20 protein-coding genes are annotated in these 20,559 nt (G+C 68.0%); 9 read left to right on the forward strand and 11 right to left on the reverse strand.

Annotation, left to right across the window (positions count from 1 at the left end; translation table 11 throughout):
* Positions 1-4: 4 nt before the first annotated feature.
* Positions 5-1,459, reverse strand: coding sequence for an Asp-tRNA(Asn)/Glu-tRNA(Gln) amidotransferase subunit GatA (gene gatA, locus BMZ19_RS01450; RefSeq protein WP_170847686.1), 1,455 nt, complete (start codon positions 1,457-1,459; stop codon positions 5-7).
* A complete protein-coding gene (gatC, locus tag BMZ19_RS01455) occupies positions 1,456-1,743 on the reverse strand; it encodes an Asp-tRNA(Asn)/Glu-tRNA(Gln) amidotransferase subunit GatC (RefSeq protein ID WP_090305770.1) in 288 nt (95 codons plus the stop codon). Before gatC ends, gatA begins: the two co-directional genes overlap by 4 nt.
* 209 nt (positions 1,744-1,952) lie before the next feature.
* Here gatC and mreB point away from each other — a divergent pair, with 209 nt between their 5' ends.
* The 8 genes from mreB (at position 1,953) to tldD (ending at position 12,907) form a co-directional block, all read left to right on the forward strand.
* A complete protein-coding gene (gene mreB / locus BMZ19_RS01460; RefSeq protein ID WP_090305772.1) occupies positions 1,953-2,993 on the forward strand; it encodes a rod shape-determining protein MreB in 1,041 nt (346 codons plus the stop codon).
* A gap of 80 nt (positions 2,994-3,073) precedes the next feature.
* Positions 3,074-4,072, forward strand: coding sequence for a rod shape-determining protein MreC (gene mreC, locus BMZ19_RS01465; protein WP_244517077.1), 999 nt, complete (start codon positions 3,074-3,076; stop codon positions 4,070-4,072).
* Positions 4,072-4,563 (forward strand): rod shape-determining protein MreD, encoded by a 492-nt coding sequence (gene mreD, locus BMZ19_RS01470; RefSeq protein WP_090305778.1) that lies wholly within the window; start codon positions 4,072-4,074, stop codon positions 4,561-4,563. The genes mreC and mreD overlap by 1 nt, the downstream gene beginning before the upstream one ends.
* 46 nt (positions 4,564-4,609) lie before the next feature.
* Entirely contained in the window at positions 4,610-5,203 is a 594-nt protein-coding gene (locus tag BMZ19_RS01475) for a Maf family protein (RefSeq protein ID WP_090305781.1), read from the forward strand.
* Positions 5,204-5,247: 44 nt separating this feature from the next.
* Positions 5,248-6,705, forward strand: coding sequence for a ribonuclease G (gene rng / locus BMZ19_RS01480; RefSeq protein WP_090305784.1), 1,458 nt, complete (start codon positions 5,248-5,250; stop codon positions 6,703-6,705).
* 14 nt (positions 6,706-6,719) lie between these two features.
* On the forward strand, positions 6,720-10,571 hold the full coding sequence (locus tag BMZ19_RS01485; protein ID WP_090305787.1) for a YhdP family protein: 3,852 nt from the start codon (positions 6,720-6,722) through the stop codon (positions 10,569-10,571).
* Between the two features lie 51 nt (positions 10,572-10,622).
* The gene (locus BMZ19_RS01490; protein WP_090306335.1) at positions 10,623-11,471 is read left to right on the forward strand and encodes a carbon-nitrogen hydrolase family protein; all 849 of its coding nucleotides are present in this window, start codon (positions 10,623-10,625) and stop codon (positions 11,469-11,471) included.
* Complete coding sequence (gene tldD, locus BMZ19_RS01495; protein ID WP_090305790.1) at positions 11,468-12,907, forward strand: metalloprotease TldD; 1,440 nt, start codon at positions 11,468-11,470, stop codon at positions 12,905-12,907. Before BMZ19_RS01490 ends, tldD begins: the two co-directional genes overlap by 4 nt.
* Before the next feature lie 74 nt (positions 12,908-12,981).
* On the opposite strand, the gene yjgA is transcribed toward tldD, so the two are convergent.
* Positions 12,982-13,503 (reverse strand): ribosome biogenesis factor YjgA, encoded by a 522-nt coding sequence (gene yjgA / locus BMZ19_RS01500; protein ID WP_090305794.1) that lies wholly within the window; start codon positions 13,501-13,503, stop codon positions 12,982-12,984.
* A gap of 94 nt (positions 13,504-13,597) precedes the next feature.
* Between yjgA and pmbA the strand changes: the two genes are divergently transcribed.
* Positions 13,598-14,947 (forward strand): metalloprotease PmbA, encoded by a 1,350-nt coding sequence (gene pmbA, locus BMZ19_RS01505; protein ID WP_090305797.1) that lies wholly within the window; start codon positions 13,598-13,600, stop codon positions 14,945-14,947.
* Positions 14,948-15,001: 54 nt separating this feature from the next.
* On the opposite strand, the gene BMZ19_RS01510 is transcribed toward pmbA, so the two are convergent.
* The 8 genes from BMZ19_RS01510 to lptC form a co-directional block, all read right to left on the reverse strand.
* Complete coding sequence (locus BMZ19_RS01510; RefSeq protein ID WP_090305800.1) at positions 15,002-15,274, reverse strand: HPr family phosphocarrier protein; 273 nt, start codon at positions 15,272-15,274, stop codon at positions 15,002-15,004.
* Between the two features lie 37 nt (positions 15,275-15,311).
* A complete protein-coding gene (gene rapZ, locus BMZ19_RS01515; protein ID WP_090305804.1) occupies positions 15,312-16,169 on the reverse strand; it encodes an RNase adapter RapZ in 858 nt (285 codons plus the stop codon).
* A gap of 3 nt (positions 16,170-16,172) precedes the next feature.
* On the reverse strand, positions 16,173-16,637 hold the full coding sequence (ptsN, locus tag BMZ19_RS01520; protein WP_090305806.1) for a PTS IIA-like nitrogen regulatory protein PtsN: 465 nt from the start codon (positions 16,635-16,637) through the stop codon (positions 16,173-16,175).
* A 10-nt stretch (positions 16,638-16,647) separates the two neighbouring features.
* Complete coding sequence (gene hpf / locus BMZ19_RS01525) at positions 16,648-16,956, reverse strand: ribosome hibernation-promoting factor, HPF/YfiA family (protein WP_090305809.1); 309 nt, start codon at positions 16,954-16,956, stop codon at positions 16,648-16,650.
* A gap of 79 nt (positions 16,957-17,035) precedes the next feature.
* Positions 17,036-18,532 carry an RNA polymerase factor sigma-54 gene (locus BMZ19_RS01530; protein WP_090305811.1) on the reverse strand — a complete coding sequence of 499 codons (1,497 nt, stop codon included), beginning with the start codon at positions 18,530-18,532 and terminating at the stop codon, positions 17,036-17,038.
* 178 nt (positions 18,533-18,710) lie between these two features.
* On the reverse strand, positions 18,711-19,436 hold the full coding sequence (lptB, locus tag BMZ19_RS01535; RefSeq protein WP_090305814.1) for an LPS export ABC transporter ATP-binding protein: 726 nt from the start codon (positions 19,434-19,436) through the stop codon (positions 18,711-18,713).
* The gene (gene lptA, locus BMZ19_RS01540; RefSeq protein WP_090305817.1) at positions 19,433-19,978 is read right to left on the reverse strand and encodes a lipopolysaccharide transport periplasmic protein LptA; all 546 of its coding nucleotides are present in this window, start codon (positions 19,976-19,978) and stop codon (positions 19,433-19,435) included. Before lptA ends, lptB begins: the two co-directional genes overlap by 4 nt.
* The gene (gene lptC, locus BMZ19_RS01545) at positions 19,965-20,534 is read right to left on the reverse strand and encodes an LPS export ABC transporter periplasmic protein LptC (protein WP_090305820.1); all 570 of its coding nucleotides are present in this window, start codon (positions 20,532-20,534) and stop codon (positions 19,965-19,967) included. The genes lptA and lptC overlap by 14 nt, the downstream gene beginning before the upstream one ends.
* Positions 20,535-20,559 lie beyond the last annotated feature (25 nt).

Genomic DNA, 20,559 nt, shown 5'->3' on the forward strand with positions numbered 1-20,559 from the left:
GTCCTCAGAATCCGCTCGGGGTGCGGGTGTGCCAGTCGGTGACCTGCTGGTACTGGTGCGCCACGTTGAGCAGGCGCGCCTCATGGAAGTAGGGGGCGAGCAGCTGCACGCCGACCGGCAGGCCGTCGACGAAGCCGGCCGGCATGGACAGGCCGGGGATGCCGGCGAGGTTGGCGGTGATGGTGTAGATGTCTTCCAGGTAGGCGGATACCGGGTCGCTGCTCTTCTCGCCGAGCTTCCATGCCGGGTTCGGCGTGGTCGGGCCGACGATCAGGTCGACCTCGTCGAACGCGGCGACGAAGTCGTTCTTGATCAGGCGGCGGACCTTCTGTGCCTTCAGGTAGTAGGCGTCGTAGTAGCCGGCGGACAGCGCGTAGGTGCCGACCATGATCCGTCGCTGCACTTCCGCGCCGAAACCTTCGCCGCGCGAACGCTTGTACAGGTCCTCGAGGTTCTGCGGGTTCTCGCAGCGATAGCCGAAGCGCACACCGTCGAAACGCGACAGGTTGGAGCTGGCCTCGGCCGGGGCGATCACGTAGTAGGCGGGGATCGCCTGTTGCATGTTCGGCAGGCTGATCTCTTTCACCGTGGCGCCGAGCTTCTTCAGCTCCTCGACCACCGCCAGCACCGCGTCGGCGATGCGACCGTCGAGGCCGGCACCGAAGTATTCCTTGGGCAGGCCGATGCGCAGGCCGGCCAGTGGCTGGTTCAGCGCGGCTAGGTAGTCGTCCACCGGGACGTCGACGCAGGTGGAGTCCTTGGCGTCGAAGCCGGCCATGCCGGTCAGCAGCAGGGCGCAATCCTCGGCGGTGCGGGCGATCGGCCCGCCCTGGTCGAGGCTGGAGGCGTAGGCGATCATGCCCCAGCGCGACACGCGGCCATAGGTCGGCTTGAGACCGGTGAGGTTGGTCAGCGCTGCCGGCTGGCGGATCGAGCCGCCGGTGTCGGTGCCGGTGGCGGCCGGAATCAGACGGGCGGCGACGGCAGCCGCCGAGCCACCGGAAGAGCCGCCGGGTACGCGCTCGAGGTTCCACGGGTTCTTCACCGCCCCGTAGTGGCTGGACTCGTTGGACGAGCCCATGGCGAACTCGTCCATGTTCAGCTTGCCGAGGCTGACGGCGCCGGCGGCGGCCAGCTTGTCGACCACGGTGGCGTCGTAGGGCGCCTTGAAGTTGTGGAGGATCTTCGAGGCGCAGGTGGTCAGCACGCCCTGGGTGCAGAACAGGTCCTTGTGGGCGATCGGCGCGCCGAGCAGGGCGCCGTTCTCGCCGGCGGCACGGCGCGCGTCGGCGGCGGCGGCCTGGGCCAGCGCCTGGTCGGCGGTGACGGTGATGAAGCTGTTGAGCTGCGGGTCGAGCTGCTGGATGCGCGCGAGCAGGGCCGCGCTCAGCTCGACGGCGGAGAAGTCCTTGGCGGCCAGGCCGCGGGCGATTTGCGCCAGAGTCAGTTGATGCATCACTCGATTACCTTGGGAACCAGATACAGGCCGTTTTCCACGGCCGGGGCGATGGCCTGGTAGGCGTCGCGACGGTTGGTCTCGGTCACCACGTCGGCGCGCAGGCGCTGGGTCGCTTCCAGCGGGTGGGCCAGCGGCTCGATGCCGTCGGTGTCGACGGCCTGCATCTGGTCGATCAGGCCGAGGATGTTGTTGAGGGTCTCGGTGGTGCGCGGAATCTCGACCTCGGCCAACCCCAGGCGGGCCAGGTGGGCGATCTTTTCCACGTCGGAGCGTTCGAGCGCCATCGGGTGTCTCCAGCGGAAAGGCGACGAATGACCGGCAGGCAAGGCGGAGGGAACAGAAGCCGCCAAATGGCGGTCAAAGGCCGCGATTGAGGGCCATGGAGGCCCGGAAAAGCGAGCAATCTAACATATGTGCGCCTTGCCCAAAATCCCTGCCGTTGTTAGAGTCTGCCGCACTTTTAGCCACGCGTTCCCCCAGGGTTTTCTATCCCATGTTGAAAAAACTGCGCGGCATGTTTTCCAGCGATCTGTCGATCGACCTGGGTACTGCCAACACCCTTATTTACGTGCGCGAGCGCGGCATCGTGCTCGACGAGCCGTCCGTGGTCGCCATCCGCACCAGCGGCAACAATCAGAAGAGCGTGGTCGCCGTCGGCACCGAGGCCAAGCGTATGCTGGGCCGTACTCCGGGCAATATCGCCGCCATCCGGCCGATGAAGGATGGGGTGATCGCCGACTTCAGCGTCTGCGAGAAGATGCTGCAGTACTTCATCAACAAGGTGCATGAAAACAGCTTCATGCAGCCGAGCCCGCGCGTGCTGATCTGCGTGCCGTGCAAGTCGACCCAGGTCGAGCGCCGCGCCATTCGCGAGTCAGCCCTCGGCGCCGGTGCCCGCGAAGTATTCCTGATCGAGGAGCCGATGGCGGCTGCCATCGGTGCCGGCCTGCCGGTGGACGAGGCCCGGGGCTCGATGGTCGTCGACATCGGCGGCGGCACCACCGAGATCGCGCTGATCTCCCTCAACGGCGTGGTCTACGCCGAATCCGTGCGCGTCGGCGGCGACCGCTTCGACGAAGCCATCGTCACCTACGTGCGCCGCAACTACGGCAGCCTGATCGGCGAGGCCACCGCCGAGCGGATCAAGCAGGAAATCGGTGCCGCCTTCCCGAGCAGCGAAGTCCGCGAGATCGACGTGCGCGGCCGCAACCTGGCCGAGGGCGTCCCGCGCAGCTTCACCCTGAACTCCAACGAGGTGCTGGAAGCGCTGCAGGAATCCCTGGCCGCCATCGTCCAGGCGGTGAAGAGCGCCCTGGAGCAGTCGCCGCCGGAGCTGGCCTCGGACATCGCCGAGCGCGGCCTGGTGCTCACCGGTGGTGGTGCGCTGCTGCGCGACCTCGACAAGCTGCTGGCCCAGGAAACCGGCCTGCCGGTGATCGTCGCCGAGGATCCGCTGACCTGCGTCGCCCGGGGCGGTGGTCGCGCCCTGGAGATGATGGATCGTCACTCCATGGATCTGCTTTCCACCGAGTGATCGGTGGGCAGCACCTGATGCCGGGGTGAGCCATCAAACCGCTTTTTGCCAAGGGTCCCGCGCTGGGTATCCGCCTGCTGGTGTTGATCGTCCTGTCGATTGCGCTGATGGTGGTGGATGCCCGCTTCGATGTGCTCAAGCCGCTGCGCAGCCACATGGCACAGGTGCTCACTCCCTTCTACTGGCTGGCCGAGCGGCCGCTGCGCCTGTGGGAGGGCGTCAGCCAGCAGTTCAGCAGCCGTGACGAGCTGATCGCCGAAAACGAGAAGCTCAAGGCCGAGGCGCTGCTGCTGCAGCGCCGCCTGCAGAAGCTCGCCACCCTCACCGAACAGAACGTGCGCCTGCGCGAGCTGCTCAACTCGGCGGCGCTGGTCGACGAGCAAGTGCTGGTCAGCGAGCTGATCGGCATCGATCCCAATCCCTTCACCCACCGCATCCTGATCGACAAGGGCGAGAAGGATGGCGTGTTTCTCGGCCAGCCGGTGCTCGATGCCCTGGGCCTGATGGGCCAGGTGGTCGAAGTCATGCCCTACGCCGCGCGCGTGCTGTTGCTCACCGACACCACCCACAGCATTCCCGTGCAGGTCAATCGCAATGGCCTGCGCGCCATCGCTGCCGGTACCGGCAACCCCGAACAGCTCGAGCTGCGCCATGTGGCCGATACCGCCGACATCAAGGAAGGCGATCTGCTGGTCAGCTCCGGCCTCGGTCAGCGCTTTCCGGCCGGCTATCCGGTGGCCACGGTCAAGGAAGTGATCCACGACTCCGGCCAGCCCTTCGCCGTGGTGCGCGCGGTGCCCACCGCCCGTCTCAATCGCAGCCGTTACCTGCTGCTGGTGTTCAGCGATCGCCGCACCCCCGAGCAGCGCGCCGTCGATGCGGCGCTGGCCCAGGAGGCGGCGGATCGCGAGGCGGCCGCCGGCGGCGCACCCGCGGCCGGCCCAGCCCCCGCCACGGCTACCGAGGCAGGCGCCGCCGCCCCCGCTGCGGCTCCTGCGGCGAGCGCGCCGCCAGCGGCCGTCACGGCCCCGCCGGTCCAGCCTGCGGCCCAACCCGCACCTGCCCAAGGAGCACACTGATGGTGGGTAGCGTGCGCTCCCGCAATGGCTGGTTTGTCTGGTTCAGCCTGCTGCTCGGCCTGCTGCTCAGCGTGGCTCCGATGCCCGAGTTCATGGGCGTCGGCCGGCCGCTGTGGCTGGCCCTGGTGATCGCTTACTGGTCGCTGGCGGCCCCCCAGCGCATCGGCATGACCCGCGTCTGGCTGTTCGGTCTGGCTGCCGACGTGCTCTACGGCACGCCACTGGGGCAGAATGCCCTGGTGCTGGCGCTGATCGTGTTCATGCTGATGTCGCTGCATCAGCGCCTGCGCATGTTCCCGGTCTGGCAGCAGAGCCTGGTGTTGCTGGTGGTGTTCGGTCTGGCCCAGCTGGTCCAGCTGTGGCTCAATACCCTGACCGGCAACCGTCCGCCGACCCTGCTGTTCCTCTTTCCGGCGCTGGTCAGCGCCCTGCTGTGGCCCTGGGTGTTCACCGTCATGCGCTGGTTCAGCCTGCGGCTGAACGTCTACTGAGCCCTTCCGGGCCGTCATCTGTCACGTTTCGGGAGGGATATCGCACGTGAGCCAGCTCTACCTCGCTTCCGCTTCGCCGCGCCGCCGCGAACTGCTGCTGCAGATCGGCGTGCCGCACCGCCGGGTCGACGCGCCCATCGACGAAAGCGTGCTGCCCGGCGAGACGCCGGCCGCCTATGTCGAGCGCCTGGCGCGGGCCAAGGCCGCTGCCGGGCTGGCCGCGCTGGGGTTGGAGGATGCCTGCGTGCTCGGCGCCGATACCGCGGTGGTGCTCGAGGGGCGCATTCTCGGCAAACCGCTCGATCGCGCCGACGGTATGGCGATGCTCGCGGCGCTGTCCGGGCGCACTCACGAGGTGCTCACCGCGGTCGCCGTCGCCGACGGCGCGCGCTGCCGGGCGCAGGTGGTGAGCAGCCGTGTGCACTTCCGCCCAATCGCCGCGGCCGAACAGCAGGCATACTGGAATACCGGTGAGCCGCTGGACAAGGCCGGCGGCTACGCCATCCAGGGCCTGGCGGCGATCTTCGTCGACCGTCTGGAAGGCAGCTATTCCGCGGTAGTCGGCCTGCCGCTGGCCGAAACCGCCGCCCTGCTGGGCGAGTTCGGGATTGCCTGCTGGCAGCCCGAGGCCAGCGTCTGAAGCGTGCTGCCCGGCCGTTTCCCCGCCACGAGAACGATAACTACATGAGCGAAGAGATCCTGATCAACATCACCCCCATGGAGTCGCGTGTGGCGGTGGTGGAAAACGGTGTGCTGCAGGAAGTGCACGTCGAGCGCACCCAGCGCCGCGGCATCGTCGGCAACATCTACAAGGGCAAGGTGGTCCGCGTGCTGCCGGGCATGCAGGCGGCCTTCATCGACATCGGCCTGGAGCGAGCGGCCTTCATCCATGCCTCGGAAATCTCCACCCGCGAAGGCAGTGCGGTGGAAAGCATCAGCGGGCTGGTCCACGAGGGCCAGAGTCTGGTGGTGCAGGTGACCAAGGACCCGATCGGCACCAAGGGTGCGCGGCTGACCACCCAGCTGTCGATCCCCTCGCGCTACCTGGTGTACATGCCGCGCACCCGCCACGTCGGCATCTCGCTGAAGATCGAGGGCGAGGCCGAGCGCGAGCGGCTCAAGCAGGTGGTCGCCGACTGTGTGGCCGCCGAAGGCGTCGAGAACCAGGGCGGCTTCATCCTGCGCACCGCGGCTGAAGGGGCGGGGGCCGACGAGATCCTCGCCGACATCCGCTACCTGCGCCGCCTGTGGGAGCAGATCGGCGCGCAGACGCAGAGCGCGCCGGCGCCCTCGGTGATCTACGAGGACCTGTCGCTGGCCCTGCGCACCCTGCGCGACCTAGTCAGCCCGCGTACCGAGAAGATCCGCATCGACTCGCGGGAGACCTTCCAGAAGGTCGGCCTGTTCGTCGGCGAGCTGATGCCGGAGGTCTCCGATCGCCTCGAGCACTATCCCGGTGAGCGGCCGATCTTCGACCTGTATGGCGTCGAGGACGAGATCCAGAAGGCGCTCGAGCGCAAGGTGCTGCTCAAGTCCGGCGGATACCTGATCGTCGATCCGGCCGAGGCGATGACCACCATCGACGTCAACACCGGCGCCTTCGTCGGCCACCGCAACCTCGAGGAGACCATCTTCAAGACCAACCTCGAGGCGGCCACGGCGATCGCCCGCCAGCTGCGCCTGCGCAACCTCGGCGGGATCATCATCATCGACTTCATCGACATGGAAGACGAGGAGCACCGCCGCCAGGTGCTGCGCACCCTGGAGAAGATCCTCGAGCGCGACCACGCCAAGACCAACATCATCGGCATCACCGAGCTGGGCCTGGTGCAGATGACCCGCAAGCGCACCCGCGAGAGCCTGCAGCAGGTGCTCTGCGAGCCCTGCCCGAGCTGCCAGGGCCGTGGCCAGCTGAAGACCGCGGAAACCGTCTGCTACGAGATCTTCCGCGAGATCCTCCGCGAGGCGCGCGCCTACCAGGCCGAGGGCTACCTGGTGCTGGCCAACGACAAGGTGGTCGGCCGCCTGCTGGATGAGGAGTCGGGCAACGTCGCCGATCTGGAAGCCTTCATCGGCCGGCCGATCCGTTTCCAGGTGGAAAGCGAGTACTCCCAGGAGCAGTACGATGTGGTACTGCTCTGAGGGCGGGGCCTGACATGGCGGCCGCCGGTCGCCTGCTTGCCCGGCTGCTGGACGGCCTGTTCGTCCTGACGGCAGCGGTTCTGCTGCTGGCGGCGCTGTACGTCAGCTTGGGGCGCGCGCTGGTGCCGCTGGTGGCCGAGTATCGCAGCGAGCTGGAAAGTCGGGCCAGTGCCGCGCTTGGCCAGCCCCTGCGCGTCGGCGCGCTGGAGGGGCGCTGGCAGGGCCTGGCGCCGCTGCTGCTGCTGCGCGACGTGCAGCTGGAGCTGGACGGCGAGGCGCTGCATCTGGACCAGCTGCGTCTAGTCCCGGACGTGTTCGCCAGCCTGCGTTCGCGCAGCCTGCGCATTGCCCGCCTGGAGCTGCAGGGCCTGCAGCTTGGCCTGCAGGAGGATGCCGAAGGTCGCTGGCGCCTCAAGGGCCTGCGCCCCGCCGATCCGGCGGCGCCACCGCTCGATCCGGCGCGGCTGCTCGGCCTGCTGCTGGCGCCGCGCCAGGTGCTGGTGCAGGACAGCCGGCTGAGCCTCGAAACCCGCACGGGCGAGGTGTTCGCCCTCAACTACCTTGGTCTGACCCTCGACAATGGCCGCGCTGAACAGCGCCTCGACGGCCGCCTGCTGCTGCCCGATGGCCAGCCGCTGAGCTGGCAGCTGCAGACTCGTCTGCAGGCCGAGGCGTGGCGTGAGGCCAGCGCGCAGCTGTATCTCAGCCTGCCACAGAGCGACTGGGCACCCTGGCTGGCGCAGCGTCTGCCGGCCGACTGGCAGCTGCCCCGCCTGCAGGCCGGTGGCGAAGTCTGGCTGGACTGGGCCACCGGCCAGGCGCAGCGGGCGGTGGCCCGCCTGCATGCCCCCCGCCTGACCCTGGTGCACGCGCCGCAGGCGCCGGCCGAGTTCGCCGATCTGGCCCTGACCGCCCACTTCCAGCGCGAGACGCAGGGCTGGCGCCTGCTGGTCGAGGAGCTGGCCGGCAGCTTCGCTGAGGAGCGCCTCAATCCCGGCCAGTTGCAGCTGCGCCAGCACGCGGGCGAGCAGCCGTATTGGAGCCTGCAGGCCGAGCACCTCAATCTGGCGCCGTTGGCCGCGCTGACCCGCGCCCTGGCGCCCCTGCCGCCGCAGGCTGCGGAGATTCTTGCCAGCCTGGCGCCGCATGGCCGCCTGCGCGACCTGAATGCAGAAATTCGCCCGCGTGACGCGGGAATGCCCGAGGTCGAGTACAACCTGCGCCTGGACCAGGTCGGGATCAGTGCCTGGCACGGCGTACCGGCGCTGGCCAACGTCAGCGGCAGCCTCAGCGGCAGTCTGGAGGGCGGCGAGCTGCGCCTGGATGCCCACGACTTCATGCTCCATCTCGACACCCTGTTCCCCGCGCCGTGGCGCTACCGCACGGCGCGGGCGCGGCTGAACTGGAGTCTCGACCACGACGCCTTCACCCTGTCCAGCACGCTGATGCGCCTGTCCGGCGAGGAGGGCGAGCTGGCCGGCAACATGCTGATCCGCCTGCGCCGCGACCCGGCCGCCGAGGACTACATGGACCTGCAGGTCGGTCTGCATCAGGGCCTGGCACGCTACACCGAACGCTACCTGCCGACCCGTTCGCCGGGCCTCAGTCCGCAGCTGGCCGCATGGCTGAAGTCGGCGATCCGGGGCGGCCAGATCAAGCAGGGGATGTTCGTCTACCAGGGCTCGCTGAACAAGGGCGCACCGGCGCAGGCGCGGGCACTGGGGCTGTACTTCCAGGTGCATGATGCCGAGCTGGCCTACCAGGCGGACTGGCCGCCGCTGCGCCAGCTGGAGGGCGAGGTGTTCGTCGAGGACAGCGGCGTGCGCGTGCGCGCCCCTTCGGCCCGCGTGCTGGACAGTCGCCTGCAGGACGTCCAGGCGCAGGTGAAGCTCAACGGCGGCAAGCGCGTGCCTGTGCTCGAGGTCGACGGCCAGGTGCGCAGCAGCCTCGGCGACGGCCTGAAGATCCTGCAGGACACCCCGCTCGGGCGCAGCCAGACGTTTGCCGGCTGGCAGGGCGAGGGCCCGCTGGACGGCCGCCTGCAGCTGGACATCCCGCTGGCCCGCGCTGGGGGTGAGGTCAGGGCGGTGGTCGATTTCGCCACCGAGGGCGCGCGCCTGCAGTTGCCGCAACCGGCCCTGGAGCTGCAGCAGCTCAAGGGCGCGTTCCGCTACGACACTGACCGCGGCCTGAGCGCGGCGGAGATCCGCGGCCGTGCCTTCGAGCGCCCGTTGCGTGGGGTGATCCGCGCCCAGGGCCAGGCGGGCAAGCCACTGACCCAGCTGGATATCCGCGGCAGCATCGCGGTGGAGCGCCTGGCGAGCTGGTTGGGCGTCCAGCCGGCGCAGGTCCCGGCCAGCGGCGAGCTGCCCTACCGCCTGTGGCTGGATCTGCAGGGCGACAGCAGCCGTCTACGGGTCAGCTCGGATCTGCAGGGCACGCGCATCGACCTGCCGGCGCCGCTGGGCAAGCCGGCCGAGGAGGCGCGCAGTGCCAATTGGCGGATGACCCTGAGTGGTGACGAGCGCCGCTACTCGTTGAGCTATGCGGGCCTGGCCAACCTGAATTTTGCCGCTCCGCCCGGCCAGCTGGCGGCTGGCCGGGGCGAGTTGCGTTTTGGCGGCGCAGCCGCACAGTTGCCTCGGGAACTCGGCCTGCACATCCGTGGCCAGCTCGGTGAGTTCGACTGGCCGGCCTGGCAGGCCGCGCAGGCACGCTATGCCGACCCCAGCCAGAGAGAGGGTTTGGGCGGCCTGCTGCAGTCGCTGGCGCTGCGGGTTGACCGCTTCAGCGTCGGCAGTCTGAGCCTGGAGCAGCTCAGGGTTGACCTGCGCCGCACCGGGCAGAGCTGGCGCCTGCAGCTGGACAATCCGCAGCTCAGGGGCAGCGCCGTGCTGCCGCAGGACCGTGCTGCGCCGCTGCGCATCGAGCTGGAGCGCCTGCGTCTGCCGCCGCGCGAGTCGGAGCTGGCGAAGGCGCAGCGCGAGGCGGCCGGCATTGCGGCCAGCGATCCGCTGGCCGAGGTCGATCCGCGCAGTCTGCCGGCCATGGACGTAAGCATCGATGCCCTGTATCTGGGCGAGGAACGCCTCGGCCGCTGGCAGTTCCGCAGCCGGCCCAGCGCCAATGGGGCGCGCTTCGACCAGCTCGATCTCGATCTCCAGGGCCTGCGCCTGGACGGCAGCCTGGACTGGCAGGGCGTCGGCCTGGACAGCCGTAGCCACTACCGGGGTCGCCTGGCCGGCAAGGACCTGGCCGACGTGCTGATGGCCTGGGGTTATACGCCGAGCATCACTAGCCGCGGCTTCGAGGTCGAGGTCGACGGGAACTGGCCGGGTTCGCCGGCGATGGCCGGCCTCAAGCATTTCAGCGGCAGTCTGGCGGTCCAGGCGCGCCAGGGCCAGCTGCTCGAGGTCGAGGGCAGCGCCACGGCGCTGCGGGTGTTCGGCCTGCTCAACTTCAACTCCATCGGTCGGCGTCTGCGCCTGGACTTCTCCGATCTGCTCGGCAAGGGGCTGAGCTACGACCGCATCGACGGACACCTGGTCGGCACCGACGGCGTGCTGCTGACCCGTGGCCCGCTGGTGCTGGACGGTCCGTCCACCCGCCTGGAGCTGGATGGCCAGTTGGACATGGCCCATGACCGCATCGCCGCCAAGCTGCGGGTGACCCTGCCGTTGTCCAACAACCTGCCCCTGGCCGCGCTGCTGGCTGGCGCGGCGCCGGTGGCCGGGGCGCTGTTCATCGTCGATCAGCTGGTCGGTGATCGCCTGTCGAGGGTGGCCAGCGTCGAATATCGGGTCGCTGGCCCCTGGCAGGATCCACAGATCAGCCTGTTCGGCAAGCCGTCAGGGGGCGCACGCTGAGCCCATCCGGGTTAGGATGAAGCCATTGCGCTGCGGGAGATAACGATGGGCATGGTGGCAGTCATCCAGATGGTCAGTCAGTCCGACGTGACCGCCAATCTGGCGCGCGCGCGGGCGTTGCTCGAGCAGGCCGCGGCGGCGGGAGCCCGCCTGGCGGTGCTGCCGGAGAACTTCGCCGCGATGGGGCGCCGCGATCTGGCGTTGCTCGGCCAGGCCGAAGCCAGCGGTGAGGGGCCGCTGCTGCCCTGGCTACAGGCGGCGGCACGCGAGCTGGGCCTGTGGATCGTCGCCGGCACCCTGCCGTTGCCGCCCGTCGGACAGCAGGGCGGCAAGCCCTGCGCCTGCTCGCTGTTGATCGACAGCGACGGGCAAATCGCCGCGCGCTACGACAAGCTGCACCTGTTCGACGTCGAGGTCGCCGACAGTCGCGGCAGCTACCGCGAGTCCGACGACTTCGCCCATGGCGAGCGCCTGGTGCTGGCCGACACCCCGGTGGGGCGCCTGGGTCTGACGGTCTGTTACGATCTGCGCTTTGCCGAACTGTACAGCGCCCTGCGCGAGGCCGGCGCCGAGCTGATCAGCGCGCCGGCCGCGTTCACCGCGGTGACCGGCGCGGCGCACTGGGAGGTGCTGGTGCGCGCGCGGGCGATCGAAACCCAATGCTATCTGCTGGCGGCCAACCAGGGCGGCCAGCATCCCGGGCCGCGGGAAACCTTCGGCCATTCGCTGATCGTCGACCCCTGGGGCCAGCCGCTGGCCTGCGAGGCGCGCGGCGAAGCCGTGCTGCTGGCGGACATCGACCGCCCGGCGCAGGCCGCCATCCGTCAACGCATGCCGGTCAGCGCCCACCGCCGTCTGCACCCGGGCACGCTGCAACCCTTGCACAAGGAGCACACATGAACACCCTGTCATCCGTCAGCAGCCAGCTGCTGACCCCCGGCGGCCTCGGCCTGGAGCGCCTGACGGTGCTGCTCGACGAGCTGGCCGGCCCCGGCATCGACGCCGCCGATCTGTATTTCCAGAGCCAGGTGTCCGAGTCGTGGATGCTCGAGGACGGCATCGTCAAGGAAGGCAGCTTCCACCTCGACCAGGGCGTCGGCGTGCGCGCGCAATCGGGCGAGAAGACCGGCTTCGCCTACAGCAATAGCATCGAGGAGCATGCCCTGCGCCAGGCCATCGGTGCGGCGCGCTCGATCGCCCGTGCCGGCCAGCAGGGCCGCGTGCAGACCCCGGCGGTGCAGGTGCCGCCGCGCCTGTACGGTGCCGACAATCCGCTGGAGGTGCTCTGCCGGGCGGAGAAGGTCGAACTGCTCAAGCGCGTCGACCTGGCCACCCGTGCCCTGGATCCGCGCATCTCGCGGGTCACCGTGAGCCTCGCCGGGGTCTGGGAGCAGGTGTTGGTGGCCGCCGCCGACGGCAGTCTGGGCGCCGACGTGCGGCCGCTGGTGCGCTTCAACGTCAGTGTGATCGTCGAGCACAACGGTCGCCGCGAGCGCGGCGCCCACGGCGGCGGTGGACGCACCGACTATCGCTACTTCCTAGAGCACGACCGCGCCATGGACTACGCCCGCGAGGCGGTGCGCCAGGCGCTGCTCAACCTCGAGGCCATCCCGGCGCCGGCCGGCAGCATGCCGGTGGTGCTCGGCAACGGCTGGAGCGGCGTGCTGCTGCACGAGGCAGTCGGCCATGGCCTGGAAGGCGATTTCAACCGCAAGGGCAGTTCGGCCTACAGCGGCCGGGTCGGCCAGTCGGTGGCTTCGAGCCTGTGCACCATCGTCGACGACGGCACCCTGCCGGGCCGCCGCGGCTCGCTGAGTCTGGACGACGAGGGCACGCCGACCCAGTGCACCACGCTGATCGAGAACGGCGTGCTCAAGGGCTACATGCAGGACAAGCTCAACGCCCGCCTGATGGGCGTGCGCCCCACCGGCAACGGTCGCCGCGAGTCATACGCGCACCTGCCGATGCCGCGCATGACCAACACCTACATGCTGGCCGGCGCCAGCGACCCGGAGGAGATCATCCGTTCGGTGAAGCGCGGCCTGTACTGCGCCAGCCTCGGCGGCGGTCAGGTGGACATCACCAGCGGCAAGTTCGTGTTTTCGACCAGCGAGGCCTACCTGATCGAGGACGGCCGGATCACCGCGCCGGTGAAGGGCGCGACCCTGATCGGCAACGGTCCGGAAGCGATGAGCCGGGTGTCGATGGTCGGCAACGACCTGGCGCTGGACAGCGGCGTCGGCACCTGCGGCAAGGATGGCCAGTCGGTGCCGGTGGGCGTCGGCCAGCCGACCCTGAAGATCGAGGCGATCACCGTGGGTGGTACCGGGGGGTAAGGGTCGGTCTGTAGGAGCGAATTCATTCGCGACCCTCTGTCGGTCGCAGATGAATCGCTCCTGTGACAGAAGATTCAGCGCAGGCCGCGGCGCATTTCATCCATTTCGCGCAGGTACTTGAAGACCTTGCGCGAGGCGGCCGGCGGCTTGCCGCGGGCAGCTTCGAACTGGGCGTGACGGATCAGCTGGCGCAGGTGCTGGACGTCGGCCTCGGGGTACTCGCCGAGCAGTGCCTCGAGGTCGGCGTCGGTGCCGTCGACCAGGCGGTCACGCCAGCGCTCGAGGGCGTGGAAACGTTCGTTGTACTGGCGGGTGGAGGAATCCATCTGGTCGAGGAGGGCGACGATGGCGTCGATGTCCTGGTCGCGCATCAGCTTGCCGATGTACTGGAGGTGGCGTTTGCGTGCCGCGTGCGCCTTGTGTTTCGGCGCCTCGATCAGCGCCTTGAGCATGGCATCGCTCAGCGGCAGGCGGTTGAGCATGTCCGCCTTGAGCGTGGTCAGGCGTTCGCCCAAGTCCTGCAGCGCATGCAGCTCGCGCTTGACCTGGGATTTGCTCTTCTCTCCGGAGAAGTCGTCGTCGAATTGTTCAGACATGGGGCGGGTCCGCTGGGAAACGCCGCCATGATAACCACTCAGGGGCCGCTTGTCCGGCCCGGCCGGCACGCCGGCGGGAAAACAGGAGCAGGACATGAATTCAGCCGTGGAAAGCGTGGGGCCGCAGGCCCTGCCGGGATTGCAGGAACAGGTCGAGGCGATTCTTGCCGAGGCGCGCCAGCAGGGTGCGACGGCCTGCGAGGTGGCGGTGTCGCTGGAGCAGGGGCTGTCCACCAGCGTGCGCCAGGGCGAGGTGGAGACGGTGGAGTTCAACCGCGACCGCGGCTTCGGTATCACCCTCTATCTCGGCCAGCGCAAGGGCTCGGCGAGCACCTCGGCGCAGGGCGCGGAGGCGATCCGCGAGACCGTGGCGGCGGCGCTGGCCATCGCTCGGCATGCTTCCGAGGATGACTGCGCAGGCCTTGCCGATGCGGCGCTGATGGCTCGCGAGCTGCCGGATCTGGATCTCTATCATCCGTGGGCGATCACTCCGGAACAGGCCATCGAGCAGGCGCTGGCCTGCGAGGCGGCGGCCTTCGCCACGGACCCGCGGGTGACCAAGGCCGACGGCACCACCCTCAATACCCACCTGGGCTGCCGGGTGTACGGCAACAGCCACGGCTTCGTCGGCGGCTACGCCTCCAGCCGGCACAGCCTGAGCTGCGTGATGATCGCCGAGGGCGAGGGGCAGATGCAGCGCGACTACTGGTACGACGTCAGTCGCATCGGCAGCGAGCTGGCCAGTGGCGAGTCGATCGGTCGGCGCGCCGCCGAGCGCGCGGTCAGTCGCCTCGGTGCACGGCCGGTGCCGACCTGCGAGGTGCCGGTGCTGTTCGCCGCCGAGCTGGCCACCGGGCTGTTCGGCCACCTGCTGGCGGCGATTTCCGGCGGCAACCTGTACCGCAAGGCGTCCTTCCTCGAGGATGCACTGGGTCAGCAGCTGTTCCCGGACTGGCTGAGCCTCGACGAGCGCCCGCACCTGCCGCGCGGCATGGGCAGCGCCAGTTTCGACGGCGACGGTCTGGCCACCTACGCCAAGCCGTTCGTCGAGGGCGGCAGACTGGTGTCCTACGCGCTGGGTACCTACTCGGGACGCAAGCTGGGTATGCCGAGCACCGCCAATGCCGGCGGCGTGCACAACCTGTTCGTCAGTCATGGCAGCGAGGACCAGGCCGCACTGATCCGCCGCATGGACCGCGGTCTGCTGGTCACCGAGCTGATGGGGCAGGGGCTGAACCTGGTCACCGGCGACTATTCGCGCGGTGCGGCGGGCTTCTGGGTGGAGAACGGGGTGATCCAGTTCCCGGTGCAGGAAGTCACCATCGCCGGCAACCTGCGCGACATATTCCAGGGCATCGTCGCCGTGGGCAGCGATCTGGAACTACGCGGCAATGTGCGCACCGGCTCGGTGCTGATCGACAAGATGATGGTGGGCGGCAGCTGAGGGGCTGCGGGGGAGGGCAGGAGGCTTCCTGCCCGTTCGTCGAGCAGGCGGGGGCTACTCGCCCTCGTCGAAATAGTTGCCGATTAGTTCGATCAGCGCCTGCAGCGCCTCGTGTTCCTGTTCGCCTTCGGTGCACAGGTGGATCGCGGTGCCCTTGCCGGCGGCGAGCATCATCACCGACATGATGCTCTTGCCATCCACCAGGCTGTCCGCCGAGCGGCCGACCCTGACCTGGCAGGGATAGCGGCCGGCTACGCCGACGAACTTGGCGGCGGCGCGGGCATGCAGGCCGAGCTTGTTGATGATGGTGACGTCGCAGGCTGGCATCGCGGTGGGAACTGTCCTTGGGTTGACCGGGGTCGGGTTAGCCGAGATCGCGGTGGCGGATCTGCAGGTTGCCGAGGCTCTCGCGCAGCGCGGCGCCCAGCCGCTCGGCCAGATACACCGAGCGATGGTGGCCGCCGGTGCAGCCGATGGCCACGGTGACGTAGGCACGATTGCTGGCGGCAAAGCGCGGCAGCCATTTGCTCAGGTAGGCGAGCAGGTCCTGATACATTTCCTCGACATCCGGCTGGGCGTCCAGGTAGTCGCACACCACCTGTTCCAGGCCGCTGTGCTCGCGCAGGTCCGGCTTCCAGTAGGGGTTGGGCAGGCAGCGCACGTCGAACACCAGGTCGGCGTCCACCGGCATGCCGCGCTTGAAGCCGAACGATTCGAGCAGGAAGGCGGTACCGGCCTGTGGTTTGTCGAGCAGGCGCAACTTGATGGTGTCGCTGAGCTGGTACAGGTTGAGGTTGGCGGTGTCGATCTTCAGGTCGGCCAGATCGGCGATCGGCGCGAGCAGTTGGGTTTCGTCGTTGATCGCCTCGCTCAGCGAGCGGGATTCGCTGGTCAGCGGATGGCGGCGGCGGGTTTCCGAGAAGCGCTTGAGCAGGGTGGCGTTGTCGGCGTCGAGATACAGTACGTCGCACTGGATGTTGCGCAGGCGCAGCTGTTCGAGTAGCTCGGGAAAGCGCTTGAGCTGGCTGGGCAGGTTGCGCGCGTCGATCGACACGGCGACCTGCGGCTGCAGCAACTCGGTATGCAGGAGGGCGCGCTCGCTCAGGTCCGGCAGCAGGCTGGCCGGCAGGTTGTCGATGCAGTAGAAGCCGTTGTCCTCGAGCACCGCCAAGGCCGTGCTTTTGCCCGACCCGGAGCGACCGCTGACAATGATCAGGCGCATGGCTCAGCGCCCGTCCACGGTGTCGAGCACCACCTGGTAGAGATCGAAGCCGTCCTTCGCCTGGCGCAGACGCTCGCGCACGTCGGCACGGTCGAGCAGGCCGGCGATCTGGCGCAGCAGCTCGAGGTGCTCCTCGGTGGCGGCTTCGGGGACCAGGAGGACGAACAGCAGGTCCACCGGGGCGCCGTCGAGGGCGTCGAAGTCGACCGGGGCGTCGAGGCGCAGCAAGGCGCTGATCGGTACCGAGCAGCTGCTCAGCCGACAGTGGGGAATCGCGATGCCATTGCCGAAACCGGTGGAGCCGAGTTTTTCTCGGGCTACCAGACTTTCGAAGATGTCATGTGCGTCGAGCCCGGGAATATCCCGGGCTACGAGGTTGGCGATCTGCTCGAGAACGCGTTTCTTGCTGCCTCCCGGCACGTTCACCTGGGAACGGCCGGGGGTCAGTATGTGCTCTAGTCGAATCATCGGGGAATGATCAGCGGGCTGCGGCGCCCTGTTCACGTTCGACCTGCTTTTCCTTGTGCTTGATCAGCTGGCGGTCCAGCTTGTCGGCCAGCAGGTCGATGGCGGCGTACATATCGGTGTGCTCGGCGTTGGCGACCACTTCGCCGCCGGCTACGTGCAGGGTCGCCTCGATCTTCTGCTGCAGTTTTTCCACCTGCATGATCACCTGGACGTTGGTGATCTTGTCGAAATGGCGCGCCAGTCGCTCCAGTTTCTCGTTGATGTAGTCGCGCAGAGTGTCAGTCACTTCCAGGTGTTGGCCACTGATGTTGACTTGCATGCTGCTTCTCCTTGTTACCTGCGAATGCCGACAGGGTCATACCCTCTCGGCTGGAATGCGATGTTGTTTTACTCGAGCGTCACACCAGGCGCTTGCGCTCGCTCGATGGGGCAATGCCCAAGGATTCCCGATACTTGGCGATGGTCCTGCGGGCCACCTGAATTCCTTGTGCCTCCAGTAAACCAGCGATCTTGCTGTCACTCAATGGCTTTTTCGGGTTTTCCCCCGCCACCAGTTTCTTGATGATCGCGCGGATCGCCGTCGACGAGCATTCGCCGCCTTCGGCGGTGCTGACGTGGCTGGAGAAAAAGTACTTGAGTTCGTAGATGCCGCGCGGGGTGTGCATGTATTTCTGCGTGGTGACCCGCGAGATGGTCGACTCGTGCATGCCCACCGCCTCGGCGATGTCGTGCAGCACCAGCGGTTTCATCGCCTCCTCGCCGTACTCGAGGAAGCCACGCTGCAGTTCGACGATCTGGGTGGCGACCTTCATCAGCGTCTCGTTGCGGCTGAGCAGGCTCTTGATGAACCAGCGCGCCTCCTGCAGCTGGTTGCGCATGTAGGTGTTGTCGGCGCTGGAGTCGGCACGTCGCACCAGACCGGCGTAGTGCGGGTTGACGCGCAGGCGCGGCATGGCGTCGGGATTGAGTTCGACCAGCCAGCGCTCGTTGTCCTTGCGCACGATGACGTCGGGGACCACGTACTCGGCCTCGCTGGTCTCGATCTGCGAGCCGGGGCGCGGGTTGAGGCGCTGGATCAGTTCGACGATCTGGCGCAGGTCGTCTTCCTTGACCCGCAGGCGGCGCATCAGCTGGCTGTAGTCGCGGCTGCCGAGCAGGTCGAGGTGGTCACGCGCCACGCGGCGGGTTTCTTCCAGCCAGGGGGTGCTGGCCGGCAGCTGCTGCAGTTGCAGCAGCAGGCACTCGCTGAGGTCGCGCGCGCCGATGCCCAGCGGCTCGAACTGTTGCACGCGGTGCAGGACCATCTCCACCTCGTCCAGCTCGATGTCCAGTTCGGGATCGAGCGACTCGAGGATCTCCTCGAGGCTTTCGTCGAGATAGCCGTCGTTGTTGATCGCATCGATGATCGACATGGCGATCAGCCGGTCGTGGTCGCTCATCGGCGCCAGGTTGAGCTGCCAGAGCAGGTGGCTGTGCAGGCTTTCGCCCGCCGAGGTGCGGGTGGTGAAGTCCCACTCGTCATCGTCGCTGACCGGCAGGCTGCTGGCACTGGTCTGGTAGATGTCTTCCCAGGCGGTATCCACCGGCAGTTCGCTGGGGATGCGCTCGCCCCACTGGTCGGCATCGTCCATGCTGTCGGGATCGCGCTCGCTGCTGGTGCTGATCGTGCTGTCGTGGCTGCCCACCGCGGCAGACGGCTCGCTTTCTGCCAGCGGGTCGCTGTTGTCGAAATCGTCGCCATCTTCCTGGCGTTCGAGCATGGGATTCGAATCCAGGGCTTCCTGGATTTCCTGCTGCAGATCGAGGGTCGACAGCTGCAGGAGGCGAATGGCCTGTTGCAGCTGGGGGGTCATCGTCAGCTGCTGACCCATCTTGAGGACTAGCGAGTGTTTCATGGCTGGGGAGTTGGCACCTTGGGGTCTGCCAGCGCCTGTGCGCTGTCCACTGCTGGGCGTCGGGGCGCCCTGGTTAGCAAATTATATGCCTGAGAAGCGCGCGTTTGCCTAGGGGTGACAACCGAGGGGGAGTGGCGCGGCGACCTGCGGGCACATCGTGGTCGTGGCCGCGCCCGCCTCAGAGGCGGAACTCGTGGCCGAGATAGACTTCCTTGACCAGCTGGTTGGCGAGGATGCTCTCGGCATCGCCTTCGGCGATCAGCTGGCCGGCGTTAACGATGTAGGCGGTCTCGCAGATGTCGAGGGTCTCGCGCACGTTGTGGTCGGTGATCAGCACGCCGATGCCGCGATTCTTCAGGTGGTGGATGATCTGCTTGATGTCGCCCACCGAGATCGGGTCGACGCCGGCGAAGGGTTCGTCGAGTAGGATGAACTTGGGGTCGCTGGCCAGCGCGCGGGCGATCTCCACCCGCCGCCGTTCGCCGCCGGACAGGCTCATGCCGAGATTCTCGCGGATGTGGCTGATGTGGAATTCCTGCAGCAGGCCTTCCAGCGCCTCGCGCCGCCCGGCGCGGTCGAGATCCTTGCGGGTCTCGAGAATCGCCATGATGTTGTCGGCCACCGTCAGCTTGCGGAAGATCGAGGCTTCCTGGGGCAGATAGCCGATGCCGGCCCGGGCGCGACCGTGCATCGGGAGGTGGGTGACGTCCTGCTCGTCGATCAGCACGCGGCCCTGCTCGGCGCGCACCAGGCCGACGATCATGTAGAAGCAGGTGGTCTTGCCGGCGCCGTTGGGGCCGAGCAGGCCGACGATCTGGCCGCTGTCGATCGACAGGCTGACGTCGCGCACGACCTCGCGGCCCTTGTAGCTCTTGGCCAGGTGCTGAGCGATCAGGGTGCTCATGGGGTGCTCTGCTCCGGCTCGGTCTTCTTGCGTGGCTGGATGGTCATGTCGACACGTGGACGCGGGCTGGTCACGTTGCTGCCGGTGGCGCGCCCGGCGTTGACGATCTGGCGCTGGGTGTCGTAGACGATCTTCTCGCCTTCGAAGGTGTTGCCTTCCTGGACTACCTTGGCCTGGTCGATCAGCACGATGCGCTCGTTGACCGCGAAGTACTGGATGGTCAGGCCGTAGGCCTTGACCAGCGGCTTGTCGGCGGCGGGCTGCTGCTCGTAGTAGGCCGGCTTGCCGACCGAGGTGAACACCTCGATGTCGCCGTTGGCGTCCTGGGTGATGGTCACGGTGTCGCCGGTGATCTTCAGGGTGCCCTGGGTGATCACCACGCCGCCGCGGTATACCGCCACGCCCTTGGCGTCGTCCAGTTCGGCGCTGTCAGCCTGCACGCGAATCGGCTGGTCGCGGTCGGTGGGCAGGGCCCACGCCGGAAGGGTGGCCAGCAGGGTGCTCAGGCCAAACAGAAGGGGAAGGGGGTTAACGAACCTCATGCTGTCCTCGTACGTTGGACTGCAGGAGCATCCTGCCGTCTTTGAGATAGGCCTGCATACCGGTGGCCGTGGTGACGCCGTTGGCGGCCTCGATGCGCACCGGTTGGCTGGTCTGGGCATACTCCCGTTCGGGGAATACGGTCAGTCGGCTGGTGGTCAGGATGGTCGGGCGGCCCCGGGCATCGGTGCGCGCCACGCGTACGGCGTCGAGCAGTTCGACCTCGGTGCCGCCGGGCGCCACCTCGCCGCGGGCGCTCTGCACGTGCCAGGGATAGTCGCTGCCGCGATGCAGGCGCAGATCCGGACGGGTCAGCAGGGTGATGTCGCTGCTCTGCAGGTGCTCCAGGCGTTCGGCCTTCAGTCGGTAGTGCAGGGCGCCGTCGGTCTGGAACTGCACGCTGCGGGCGTTCTCGACATAGAAGTCGATGGCGCTGTCGGCTTGCGGCGCGCGGCTGGGCTCCATGAAGCTTTCCGGGCGGATGTTCCAGTAGCCGATGGCCACCAGCAGGGCGGCGGCCACGGCGAACGGCAGGAAGGTGCGCAGCGTCGGATTCATCGGCGTTCCGTTAGGGGAGGCGGCG

This window comes from Pseudomonas linyingensis, assembly GCF_900109175.1.
GTDB classification, from domain to species: Bacteria; Pseudomonadota; Gammaproteobacteria; order Pseudomonadales; family Pseudomonadaceae; genus Geopseudomonas; species Geopseudomonas linyingensis.